The sequence below is a fragment of the Flavobacterium sp. ABG genome, assembly GCF_001027725.1.
GTDB classification, from domain to species: Bacteria; Bacteroidota; Bacteroidia; order Flavobacteriales; family Flavobacteriaceae; genus Flavobacterium; species Flavobacterium cupriresistens.
On the sequence record NZ_LEKS01000018.1, the window covers coordinates 98,690 to 110,296 of the forward strand.

Here is an 11,607-nt window from a genome sequence, read left to right on the forward strand (position 1 = left end):
ATGTGTGTGTGTGTCTATTCTTCGTAACGATTTATTTCTCTGTCGTAAAAGTCGTTGGCCAAAACAATCAAACCTTCCATTTCGGCATTTAATTCTGCTTCATCAAGGTCTTCGGCTTCTTCCATAAACTCCACCTCATCATCTTTTAAATTGATTATAAATCTTGGATAATCAAGGTGAATGATAAAAATATCATCCGGGAAATCAGTATTGTCTCCGAGTAAAAATTTAGGTAATTCCATATTATTTATTTTATTTTTTTAGTCTTTGTAATAATCTATCAAACGATTATTAGTTTGCCACAGATTACACGGATTAAAAAGATTTTAAAATAATCCTTTGAATCCGTGTAATCTGTGGCATTATTTATTTTTAAGTTTCAAATTTAGTTATTTGCAACTGAATTATTAATTAATTTTTTGGTTAAGTAGTGAAAACGTATGTACAGGAATACGGCTGCTGTGGTTAAACCTGCCAAAAGTCCAATCCAAACCCCCTGTGCCTTCCAAGGCGTGTATTCTGCCAAATAATACGAAATCGGAAAACCAATTACCCAATACGCCACAAACGTAATGTACATGGGTATTTTTACATCTTGCAAACCACGTAAAGCTCCTAAAACAACCACCTGAATTCCGTCAGAAATTTGAAAAACGGCTGCAATTAAAAGCAATTTCGAAGCGATACTTATCACTTCGTTGTTATCCAGCAATTGTCCTCCATTTTCCATATTCAAAAAGAGATGAGGCAGATAATTATGAAAAACAACAAACAGAATAGCAAAGAAAGTTTCTAATATAATAGCCAGCAAAAATATAGAACGGGCCACCACGACTAATTTTTTAAAATCATTTAATCCTCTTTGGTTACTAACTCTAATCATCGAGGTTACGCTTAATCCCATAGCAAACATAAAAGTCAGAGAAGACAGACTCAATGCAACCTGATTTGCTGCCTGACTTGTTTTACCGATATTACCACAAAGCCAGATCGAAGCCGTAAACAAGACCACTTCAAAAAGCATTTGCATAGCCGAAGGAAAACCAATACTTACGATCTTTTTTATGGTTTCTTTTTTAATTTCATTGAAACTGAAACCGTTGAAAAAACGCTTTAAATCATTTCTTCTTGAAAGCATAATATGCATAAACATCACCAAAAAGATTCTGGAAATTACGGTTCCGAGCGCTGCTCCAATAATTCCCATTTTAGGAAAAATCCAGATACCGTAGATCAAGAGATAATTTATCCCTACGTGCAGCACATTTGCCATTACCATCGCATACATCGAATATTTAGTCATCGACATTCCATCGGCAAATTGTTTGTATCCCTGATACATAATTAAAGGAATCAATGAAAACGCCACCCAATCCAGATACGGTTTTGCAAGTACAATTACTTCCGCTGGCTGATCTAACATTTCCATTATTGGTTTTGCCAAAACAATCACACCGAACATCACCAATCCTAAAATAGTACATAAAAATAGACCGTGATGAAATGCAGAACGAATTTTGGTATCATTTTGCTCCGCATCACCTTCTGCAACAATTGGGGTTATTGCGGTCGAAAATCCAATTCCTAATGACATTGCAACAAAGATCATACTGTTTCCCAGCGAAACCGCCGCCAGCTCTGTACTACCTAATTTCCCAACCATAATATTATCGACGATACCTATTAAAGTATGTCCAACCATTCCCAAAATAATTGGGTAGGCTAATCTAAAATTATAAGAGAACTCTTTTGTGTATTGTTTTATATTCAATTTTAATGTTTTTAAGTGAACAAAGATACTCAGAAGCTTTGAATTCTCTCCTATTATCAGAAATATAAGCCAATGTTAAGAATATCCTTAATAACGCTAAGATTATATAACAATTCCTGCGAATTGTATAACAACCTCCGAGCGGTTAGAATCTACTTTTACCTTATTAATAATTCAAAAAAAAGGATCATGAAAAAATCTGAAAATCTAAAAATGTTATGCGTAGCGGTTATGGCATTTTTATTCGCCAATACAACTTTTGCCCAAGAGACTGAAGCAGTTAAAAACGAGGGTGAAATCAAAACTTACAAGCCAGGTTTTAGATTAGGTTTTGGTTTAAACGGTGGTCTCCCGACAGACAATGCTTACGATTGGTCGCTTGGAGGAGATGTGCGTTTGCAATATGATTTATCTAAAAGAACTTCACTAACCCTGACTACAGGTTTTACAAATTTATTTATCGGAGATGATGTAAAAGACCTTGGATTTATCCCTGCAAAAGCGGGTTTTAAAGCCTTTATCTGGGAGGATCAATTTTATGTATTAGGAGAAGTTGGTGCTGGTTTTGCGGTAACAAACGGATACAACGACACCACTTTTTTATGGGCTCCGGGAATCGGATATGCCAACAAATACATTGACATCAGTGTACGATACGAAGATTACAACAAATTCAAAACCAATCAGGTGGCGCTTCGTTTAGCGTACGGTTTTGATTTGTAAAAATACATTCATTATTGATCCGTTGGGTGTAATTAGATAAAGGATTATTTAACACATAGAAACATAGACTTTTAATTCACAATTTGAGATGCTTCAAGAAAATCATATTTTTTTCACATAGTCTCAAGTAATTTATTTCAAGTAAAACGTCTTTTTAGGCCCTGTTAGCTATGCCTCTATGTGTTAAAATTAATTGCACCGAACGGATTCATTATTATTCTTTTGTTTTTGGTAAAACCCGGCAGTTTCTCATGGACTGTCGGGTTTGTAATTTTATTACGCTCCCAATTCCTTTTTGTACATTTCGAAATTGGCTCTTATTTTATCGTCTAGTTCGGGTTCTTTGATATCGGTGTGTTTTTGCATTTCTTCCCAAATAATTTTGGCTACAATGTAACGGGCCATTTCTTTATCGTCTGCCGGAACAATATACCAGGGGGCATGCTCTGTCGAAGTCTTATTTATTGCTTCTTCATAATATTTCTGATATTCATCCCAACGCTCACGCTCTTTCAAATCAGCAGGAGAAAATTTCCAGTGGTGTCTTTCTTCCTCCAAACGACGCAGTAAACGCTGGCGCTGTTCTTCTTTACTCAAATGCAGAAAAAACTTTAATACGATCGTTCCGTTTTGTGCAATGTGTTTTTCGAAATTCGTAATCTGTTCCATCCTATTTTCCCAAAAATCGGGTGTAATATCATCAATCGTATTAATTCCGGGTAAATTCTCCCCTAAAATATATTCCGGATGCACCCGTGTTACCAAAACATTCTCGTAATGGGTTCTGTTAAAAATTGCAAACTTTCCTTTTTCAGGTAATGCGATATAATGTCTCCACAAATAATCATGCTCTAATTCTGCCGAGGTAGGCGTTTTAAAACTATGCACCACTACTCCACGCGGATTAAATTCTTTAAAAACCTCGCGAATCAAACTGTCCTTTCCCGAAGTATCCATTCCCTGCAGGCATATCAAAACACCGTATTTGTTGTGGGCATACATCACATCCTGCAAATTGCTCAATTTTGCCTGAACCTTATCGAGCTTATGTTCCTTTTCATCCTCATCTGCTTTTATGTCCAACAAAGTCGGAATATGCTTTAAACTTATTTTTTTTACAACTTTAAAATTATTCGGATCTATAGATTTCATACTATCAGTTTTATCATATAAGTAAATATACTACTTTTACGAAGCATATTTTTGCTATTTATGGTAATACTTTTTCAATACATTATTTTCATTTTTAGCACGATTAAACTTTAGTTTTCAAAACAACATTCATGGAAAAATTCACACTGGAAATATTATTTCAAATCATCGGAATCGGGTCTGCTTCGGGATTATTCTTCAATAACAATTCTCTTTATGTCATTGGTGATAACAGTGGATTCTTGTACGAATACAACATGCAGAATCAGCAATTAAATCAACATGCTTTAATCGATAATCCGACGCAAAACATTCCAAAAAATATAAAACCGGATTTCGAATCGATCACCAATCACAATGATACTTTATATGTATTTGGTTCGGGCTCTACCGAAAAACGAAATAAAATGATCTCGTTTGATCTCAAAACGAAATCCATACTTCAAAAAAACAATCTGGTTGATTTATACGGCTTAATGCAAAGTTTTGGTGAAATAAAACCGCAAGACTTCAATCTGGAAGGGGCTATTTTCGATGGCGAAAACTGGTATTTATTCAATCGTGGTAATGGGATTTCAAACAAAAACACCATTTTTACGATCCATGCGAAAAACCTGGGCGAAGAATTTGCTTTGGTCGCTGTCAATTATAAACTGCCCAAAATAAAAGGAGTTCGTTCCAGTTTTACAGATGCGATTTTAGTCGAAGATAAAATTTATTTTCTCTCTACTGCCGAAGACACCAAATCGACTTACGACGACGGAGAAATCCTCGGAAGCTTTATCGGACGCATCGATCTTAAAACTATGAAAATCGACTTCACACAGAAAATAACGTCAACCAATAAATTTGAAGGTCTGACCTTCTACCAAAAAGCAAACGGCAAAATCGATTTTTTGCTATGTGAAGACAATGATACAGAGGTTTTAGAAACGAAAATCTTTAAACTTAGCTTGCCTTTAAAAGACTAGTTTTTCTTGTAAAGTAAAGGTTTAGAGAAGCAAAGGCCCAGAGCTTTCCTATCCGGTCGCACAAAAACAATTCGTGAAAATTCGCGAAATTCGTGGCAAAAAAATAAAAAATAATTCACTCCCAATCCAGTATCGGATTGCACTTTTTACAAGAATGAAAAAAACCATCAAAAGCTTACTTATCTTCTTGCTCTTTCTTAGTACTTCAATTTATGCACAAGATCGGGAATGTATCATTTTTTTTCACGAAGGAGATTCTATTGAAGGTGTTGGCCAAATTAAAAATAATAAAGTAAAATTTAAAATTACTCCGGACAGCAAGGCCGATTCCTGGGATTTCGAAACTATTTCCAAAATTAAATTCGTTGGCTATGGTTTTGAGGAAACTTACGAATATGTAAAACTAAATTCGTTCGACAATCCGAAACTACTGGAACTTGTACTTGATGGAGAAGTTTATTTATACCGAATGGCAAAACTGCAGTATTATACAACGATGAATTCGAGCCCAGGATCTTTCCCGCAAGGTGGTGCAAGCTATTCGAACACTACAGAGCAATTTACGGAGTTTTACTACCTGAAACGAAAAAAAGAACAATACCCTACTTATATCAATCTTGGAATTCTTTCTAATTGGAAAAAAACAGCTACCAATTACTTTTCCGATTGCGATATTCTTATTAAAAAAATAAAAGACAAGAAATTTAATTCTACTCAAATTAAAGAGATCGTCGAATATTACAACTACATTTGTCACGAGCAATAAGAAGCATAAAATCAACCACTTACAACCAATCATAAATTATTTTTACTTTTTTTTAATAATCGTCCCAACCTTTTTATCTTTTTATCTCTCTTTAGTATAAAGACAACAATTGTGATAAACGAAACTCAAATTTCTAACTGTAAAAAAATGAACCGCGATGCACAGCGTCAGGTTTATGAGTATATGGCTCCAAAGCTGTATCGCCTCTGCAAGCGCTATCTAAAAAAGGAGGAAGAAATCGAAGAGGCTATGGCCGACGCTTTCTATACCATCTTTACAAAAATGGATCAGCTTAAAGAAGTTCAGGCTTTTGAGGCCTGGGCCAGAAAAATAACAGTGAATCATTGTTTGGCAACCATCAGGAAAAATACTAATTTCAATATGTATCTTGATGATGTCAAATTGCAATCTCAGCCTTTTACAGACGAAATCAATCACTTAGAAGAAGAAGATTTACTCAATTTATTAAACCATATTCCAGACGGCTGTAAAACGGTCTTTAACCTTTTTGTAATTGAAGGTTACGGACATAAAGAAATAGCCAGCATGCTAAACATTTCGGAAGGCACCTCCAAATCACAATTGAATGCCTCTAAAACCAAGCTAAAGGATTTAGTAAATAAGTTGTATTATCAAAAAGCAAAATAGTCATGGACAATCAAGATAAATTATTCGAAAAAATAAAACAAGCTTCGCATAACGCCGAAAGCAAAGATTTTCCGGCAATGGAAAAAGTCTGGTCGCGCGTTGAAGAGAAGCTTGACAAAAAAGAAGCTAAAAAAACAATCGCGTTATGGAAAAAGATTGCAATTGCTGCTTCTCTTTTACTCGTGATTTCTTTAGGATCTCAGTTTATAAAAACAGACAACAGTCAAACTATTCAAAACACCAATAAAGTAGTCACAACCGAAACTAAAACAGAGCCTATTCAGAAACCAATTTTAGAAGAAAGTAAAGTCGCTGTATCAGAAAACTCAAAAATAGTTCCCCAAAAAGAGGCTGAAAAAATCATAGACAACCAAATTAAGCACCAAAAAGAGGTTGTACAAAACGACATACAAAGTCCAAATGCTGCAGCGGTAATTGCTCATGAAACAGTAAAGGCTGAAGCTTCTGCTAAAGCTTACATTCCGGCTCCGGTAATGGCACCCGCTTATGCAACAGAAGAAAGATCTTATCTAAAAGACAAAGCTTTTGCAACTGAAGAATTATCAAAATCGGCAAAAAGTGAATCTTACCGAATTGCAGATGCTGAGGCGTCCCCGCAAATGGCTAAAAAAAGCGCTCCATTAGTCATCATGAACGGAAAAGCACTTTCTCACAATGACGATATTAAAAGAGATAAAATGATGCAGGCCGAACTTTCGAATCTGAGTCCTGAAAATGTAGAGTCTTTGGTAGTACTAGCAGAACCTTTGTATATCATTGATGGAAACTACTATTCTGAAAATGATTTATTCGGGAAGAATCCGACAAGTCCTTACGCTCCTTTAAACAAACAGGAAATTAAAACCATCACCATCCTTCAGGATCTTGAAGCCACTTCAAAATATGGCGAAAAAGGAAAAAAAGGAGTCATAATCATCACTACAAAAACGGGGAAACCAGCTTCGCAGCACTAGTTAAAACCTAAAATTCAATCTTAAAATTTACTATCATGAAAAGTCTAAAACTTATTTCATCAGCCATTACTATGCTTATATGTTTCGTATCTATGGCGCAGGAAAGAACAATTAAAGGAACGGTTTCAGATTATAGTTCTGTCGCACTTCCGGGGGTTAGTGTCACCATTAAAAAAACAAAAACGGGTACTGCAACAGACTTTGACGGGAAATATTCTATTCGTGCTCAAAAAGGCGATATTCTTATTTTTAGTTATATCGGATTTAATACGGAAACTGTTGTCGTTAATGACAAAGACCTTATCAATGTAAAGATGAAAGAAGCTTCACAAAATCTAAATGAGGTTGTCGTTGTGGGATACGGAACAAGTGATTCCGAATATACAACTCAAAACTACACCCGCTCGGAAAGAAAAAAAGATAAAAAGTCAGTTACCGAAATGCTTCAGGGGAGAACTCCTGGTTTGCAAGTTCAAACTAACACGCAATATGTCGCTCCTTCGAACATCAAAATTCATGGATCCCAGTCTCTTCCATCATCAAATGAGCCTTTGTATGTTCTAGATGGAGTTCCTGTAAAATCGCAGCAAATAGCGAGAATAAATCCAAATGACATTCAGGACATGAAAGTCTTAAAAGAAACATCGGCTACTTCTATTTATGGAAGCAGAGCAGCAAACGGTGCTATCATAATTGCTACTAAAAACAACATTTACAAAAATCTTACGGAGCAGGAAATTAACAAAAAACTAAACATAACCGTTCCTGTTCAGCCAGAAGTAACTAATGAAGATTACGATACTTTCACAGAAAATGCATTCGAGAGCCCAAAAGCAGCGCCTTTGTCTACTTTCTCAATAGATGTTGATAATGCTTCTTATACGAATATCAGACGTTTTATAAACAATGGTCAGGCGGTTCCAAAAGATGCCGTTCGTGTAGAGGAAATGATCAATTTCTTTAAATATACCTATCCGCAGCCAAAAGATAAAGATCCGTTTTCTATCAATACCGAGTTAAGCGAATCTCCATGGAATCCTGAAAGCAAAATTCTAAGAATTGGTTTACAGGGTAAAAATATTCCAACCGAAAATCTACCGGCATCAAATCTTGTTTTCTTAGTAGATGTTTCGGGTTCTATGAATAACGCTAATAAGTTGCCTTTATTGAAACAATCTATGAAAATATTGGTAAACGAACTTCGCTCAAAAGACAAAGTAGCCATTGTAGTTTATGCCGGTGCAGCCGGATTGGTTTTACCTCCAACTTCTGGAAACGAAAAAGAAACAATTATTAAAGCGTTAGATCATCTAAGCGCCGGAGGAAGTACAGCCGGAGGTGCCGGAATTGAATTGGCTTATAAAGTTGCGGTCGAAAATTTTATCAAAGGCGGCAATAACAGAGTGGTTTTAGCAACAGACGGCGATTTTAATGTGGGAAGTTCATCTAACGCTGATATGGAAGCTTTAATTGAACAAAAAAGAAAAACGGGTGTTTTCTTAACTTGTCTTGGTTACGGCATGGGAAATTACAAAGACAGTAAAATGGAAACACTGGCTGATAAAGGAAACGGAAACTATGCCTATATTGATAACATTCAGGAAGCGAATCGTTTTTTAAGCAAAGAATTTAAAGGTTCTATGTTTGCTATCGCGAAAGATGTAAAAATCCAGATTGAATTTAACCCAAAACAGGTTCAGGCGTATCGATTGATTGGGTATGAAAATAGAAAACTTCGCGCAGAAGATTTTAAAAATGACGCTATCGATGCCGGCGAATTAGGAAGTAATCATACGGTTACGGCTTTGTATGAAATTATTCCGGCCGGAGTTAAAAGTGATTATTTAAATCATCAGCCGGATGCCTTAAAATATACTCCCGTTGAAGAAAACACAACTAAATACAGCACGGAATTGGCGACGATAAAATTCCGTTACAAAAAACCCGACGGAGACAAAAGTATTGAAATGGTAGCTATAATTGAAAATAAAACCATCTCACTACAGAGCTCAAGTACCGATTTTAAATTCAGCACAGCCGTTGCCTGGTTCGGATTAAAATTGAGAGATTCAAAACTAATAACGAACAAATCTTCTGATGCTATTTTAAAATTGGCGAAACAAGGAGTAGCGAACGATACTGACGGATATAAAGCAGAATTTATTCGTCTTATTGAAGGAGCAAAGTTAGCTTATTAATAGCGGTTTTATTACATTTGGTCTCGCTTCAAAATTGAAGATTTCCATTTATAACCTAATTTTAAAAAATTAAAATGAACCCTATTTTAAACCAGAATTTATTTCTTGTAAAAGAGCATGTTGGGATGTTTAAAGCAGCTAACAATTACGACATTTACGATCCGGAAACCAATCAGATTGTTATGAATTGCCGTGAAAATAATCTTGGCTTTTTCACAAAAGTATTGCGTTTTACTGATTATAAAAGAATGACTCCTTTTAATGTTGAAATTACAACTGCCTCAGGAGAAAAATTAGTAACCGTGAGACGTGGCATCGCTGTTTTTCGTTCAACAGTAGAGGTTTTAGATGAAAAAGACCGTTTGATTGGAACTTTCAAACAAAAATTCTTTTCTTTTGGAGGCAGATTCGAAATTCTAGATAAAAACGAAAGACCATGTGCTACCCTTCAAGGAAAATGGACGGGTTGGGATTTTAAATTTTCGCATGAAAACAAACCATTGGCTCAGGTAAGTAAAAAATGGGCAGGATTAGGGAAAGAGTTTTTCACAAGTGCTGACAATTATGTCCTTCAAATCGAAGAAAGTGTAGCGGCAGACAGTCCACTTAGACAATTAATCCTTGGCGCGGTAATGTGCATTGATATGGTTCTTAAAGAATAACAAAGTTGTTAAACTTAGATTAAGAAAACGGCGGAGAGCATCATTTTAGTACGCAAATGAATTATTTTTGTATGACTAAAATGATGCTTTCTGCATTTCAAAAATACTATCATGACAGATTTAAAAAATAAAAATGCTCTTATTACCGGAGCTGGAAAAGGAATCGGAAAAGCCATTGCAATTGCTTTAGCCAAAGAAGGCGTAAATGTAATTTTAGTTGCAAGAACGCAATCTGATGTAGATCAATTAAGTACCGAAATCTCCGCTTTTGGTGTAAAAACTTTGGCATTGAGTGCTGACGTTTCGGACATTAATTCCATAAATACAGCGGTAGAAAAAGCTTTAGCTGAATTTAAAACTATCGATATTCTGATCAACAATGCCGGTATCGCCGCTTTTGGTAAATTCCTTGACTTAGAACCAGCAGCCTGGGAAAAAATCATTCAAGTGAATCTTATGGGAACGTACTACGCTACCCGTGCTGTTTTACCTAATATGATCGAAAGACAAACCGGAGATATTATCAATATATCCTCTACAGCCGGATTAAACGGAAATGCTTTGACCAGTGCTTACAGCGCTTCTAAATTTGCTGTTCTGGGTCTAACAGATTCCTTGATGCAGGAAATGAGAAAACACAACATACGTGTCACCGCTCTAACCCCAAGTACTGTTGCAACCGACATGGCAAAAGACCTGAATCTGACGGATGGCAATCCCGACAAAGTAATGCAATCGGAAGATATTGCAGAATTGATTATTGCTCAACTTAAATTAAACCGCAGAGTTTTTATTAAAAACAGCAGTATCTGGTCTACAAACCCTTAAACTTACAGTAAATTTCAAATTTTAAAACTCCAAATTCCAATTCTTCTTTGGATTGAATTTGTTTCTTTGAAATTTCAATCGCATTGATTGGAATTTGGAATTTTCGGATTTGGAATTTAAAAAAATAATATTATGGAACAGTATTTAAGACAATTAATTGCAATAGAATTTACCGATAAAAAAGAAATTTTTACCGGATTTCTTATCGATTATTCTGATGACTGGATTTTATTGAGAAATAATCCGGTTGACTATATCCTTGATGGTTTTGTGATTTTGAGAAACAAAAATATCGAAGCCGTTCACAGAGATCAGGATCTTGCTTTTACCGAAAAAGTAATCCGAATGAAAGGCCTGAAGACAAATGCCGAAGACATTATTCCGATTAGAGACCTTGCAGCTATCATAAACTTCTTAACGAATAAATACGAGATTTTTCAGATTTCAAAAAAATCAGCCAAATCTGCTTATTTAGGCAAACTAATCGAATTAACGGACGAAGAACTCACCATCGACTTCTTAGACACAAGAGGTAAATTTGGAGGCGAATTGAGCTTTAATCCGCAAAAAATTAGAGTCATTGAGTTCGACACCGATTATATCAATTCCTTGAAATTGGTTGTTCAGGAAGATGTGAAGTAATATTTCACTTTATAAAACAGAAAAGGCCTTTGTAATAAAGGACTTTTCTGTTTTACATTGTCATTTCGAGCGAAGTCGAGAAATCACACAAGAGACTCCGTACAGTTTGTTATCCTGAGGAACGAAGGATCTTCGTTTGCTGAATCGATACTGTTGAACTTCACTTGACGGAATTACTTATGAAGATTCTTCCTTACTCCGTATGACAAAACTGCGGAAAATAGAAACGGAATACCTGGTGTGATTTCTCGACTTCGCTCGAAATGACAGAC

The 11,607-nt window shown here is 35.6% G+C and carries 12 protein-coding genes; 9 read left to right on the forward strand and 3 right to left on the reverse strand.

The window, feature by feature from the left end:
- Nucleotides 1-14: 14 nt before the first annotated feature.
- Nucleotides 15-242 carry a hypothetical protein gene (locus AB674_RS17205; RefSeq protein WP_047778507.1) on the reverse strand — a complete coding sequence of 76 codons (228 nt, stop codon included), beginning with the start codon at nucleotides 240-242 and terminating at the stop codon, nucleotides 15-17.
- Between the two features lie 143 nt (nucleotides 243-385).
- Nucleotides 386-1,771 carry an MATE family efflux transporter gene (locus AB674_RS17210; RefSeq protein ID WP_047778508.1) on the reverse strand — a complete coding sequence of 462 codons (1,386 nt, stop codon included), beginning with the start codon at nucleotides 1,769-1,771 and terminating at the stop codon, nucleotides 386-388.
- A 189-nt stretch (nucleotides 1,772-1,960) separates the two neighbouring features.
- Here AB674_RS17210 and AB674_RS17215 point away from each other — a divergent pair, with 189 nt between their 5' ends.
- Nucleotides 1,961-2,494 carry a hypothetical protein gene (locus AB674_RS17215; protein ID WP_047778509.1) on the forward strand — a complete coding sequence of 178 codons (534 nt, stop codon included), beginning with the start codon at nucleotides 1,961-1,963 and terminating at the stop codon, nucleotides 2,492-2,494.
- Between the two features lie 276 nt (nucleotides 2,495-2,770).
- On the opposite strand, the gene AB674_RS17220 is transcribed toward AB674_RS17215, so the two are convergent.
- Nucleotides 2,771-3,646, reverse strand: coding sequence for a PPK2 family polyphosphate kinase (locus AB674_RS17220; RefSeq protein WP_047778510.1), 876 nt, complete (start codon nucleotides 3,644-3,646; stop codon nucleotides 2,771-2,773).
- Between the two features lie 131 nt (nucleotides 3,647-3,777).
- Here AB674_RS17220 and AB674_RS17225 point away from each other — a divergent pair, with 131 nt between their 5' ends.
- From AB674_RS17225 to AB674_RS17260, 8 genes are all read left to right on the forward strand, one after another.
- Nucleotides 3,778-4,617 (forward strand): DUF6929 family protein, encoded by an 840-nt coding sequence (locus AB674_RS17225; protein WP_047778511.1) that lies wholly within the window; start codon nucleotides 3,778-3,780, stop codon nucleotides 4,615-4,617.
- Nucleotides 4,618-4,771: 154 nt separating this feature from the next.
- The gene (locus AB674_RS17230) at nucleotides 4,772-5,383 is read left to right on the forward strand and encodes a hypothetical protein (RefSeq protein ID WP_047778512.1); all 612 of its coding nucleotides are present in this window, start codon (nucleotides 4,772-4,774) and stop codon (nucleotides 5,381-5,383) included.
- Nucleotides 5,384-5,530: 147 nt separating this feature from the next.
- On the forward strand, nucleotides 5,531-6,031 hold the full coding sequence (locus AB674_RS17235; RefSeq protein WP_047778513.1) for an RNA polymerase sigma factor: 501 nt from the start codon (nucleotides 5,531-5,533) through the stop codon (nucleotides 6,029-6,031).
- A 2-nt stretch (nucleotides 6,032-6,033) separates the two neighbouring features.
- On the forward strand, nucleotides 6,034-7,005 hold the full coding sequence (locus tag AB674_RS17240; RefSeq protein ID WP_047778514.1) for a hypothetical protein: 972 nt from the start codon (nucleotides 6,034-6,036) through the stop codon (nucleotides 7,003-7,005).
- A 35-nt stretch (nucleotides 7,006-7,040) separates the two neighbouring features.
- Complete coding sequence (locus AB674_RS17245; RefSeq protein ID WP_047778515.1) at nucleotides 7,041-9,203, forward strand: vWA domain-containing protein; 2,163 nt, start codon at nucleotides 7,041-7,043, stop codon at nucleotides 9,201-9,203.
- A gap of 74 nt (nucleotides 9,204-9,277) precedes the next feature.
- A complete protein-coding gene (locus AB674_RS17250; RefSeq protein ID WP_047778516.1) occupies nucleotides 9,278-9,865 on the forward strand; it encodes an LURP-one-related/scramblase family protein in 588 nt (195 codons plus the stop codon).
- Nucleotides 9,866-9,976: 111 nt separating this feature from the next.
- On the forward strand, nucleotides 9,977-10,693 hold the full coding sequence (locus tag AB674_RS17255) for a 3-ketoacyl-ACP reductase (protein WP_047778517.1): 717 nt from the start codon (nucleotides 9,977-9,979) through the stop codon (nucleotides 10,691-10,693).
- 132 nt (nucleotides 10,694-10,825) lie between these two features.
- Nucleotides 10,826-11,335, forward strand: a complete 510-nt coding sequence (locus AB674_RS17260; protein WP_047778518.1) for a hypothetical protein — start codon at nucleotides 10,826-10,828, stop codon at nucleotides 11,333-11,335.
- The last annotated feature ends 272 nt before the right edge of the window (nucleotides 11,336-11,607 follow it).

What these genes read in the sequence shown, in the direction of transcription:
- AB674_RS17205 (WP_047778507.1), bottom strand. Translation starts at nt 242, where the DNA reads ATGGAATTACCTAAATTTTTACTCGGAGACAATACTGATTTCCCGGAT.
- AB674_RS17215 (WP_047778509.1), top strand. Translation starts at nt 1,961, where the DNA reads ATGAAAAAATCTGAAAATCTAAAAATGTTATGCGTAGCGGTTATGGCA.
- AB674_RS17220 (WP_047778510.1), bottom strand. Translation starts at nt 3,646, where the DNA reads ATGAAATCTATAGATCCGAATAATTTTAAAGTTGTAAAAAAAATAAGT.
- AB674_RS17225 (WP_047778511.1), top strand. Translation starts at nt 3,778, where the DNA reads ATGGAAAAATTCACACTGGAAATATTATTTCAAATCATCGGAATCGGG.
- AB674_RS17230 (WP_047778512.1), top strand. Translation starts at nt 4,772, where the DNA reads ATGAAAAAAACCATCAAAAGCTTACTTATCTTCTTGCTCTTTCTTAGT.
- AB674_RS17235 (WP_047778513.1), top strand. Translation starts at nt 5,531, where the DNA reads ATGAACCGCGATGCACAGCGTCAGGTTTATGAGTATATGGCTCCAAAG.
- AB674_RS17240 (WP_047778514.1), top strand. Translation starts at nt 6,034, where the DNA reads ATGGACAATCAAGATAAATTATTCGAAAAAATAAAACAAGCTTCGCAT.
- AB674_RS17245 (WP_047778515.1), top strand. Translation starts at nt 7,041, where the DNA reads ATGAAAAGTCTAAAACTTATTTCATCAGCCATTACTATGCTTATATGT.
- AB674_RS17250 (WP_047778516.1), top strand. Translation starts at nt 9,278, where the DNA reads ATGAACCCTATTTTAAACCAGAATTTATTTCTTGTAAAAGAGCATGTT.
- AB674_RS17255 (WP_047778517.1), top strand. Translation starts at nt 9,977, where the DNA reads ATGACAGATTTAAAAAATAAAAATGCTCTTATTACCGGAGCTGGAAAA.
- AB674_RS17260 (WP_047778518.1), top strand. Translation starts at nt 10,826, where the DNA reads ATGGAACAGTATTTAAGACAATTAATTGCAATAGAATTTACCGATAAA.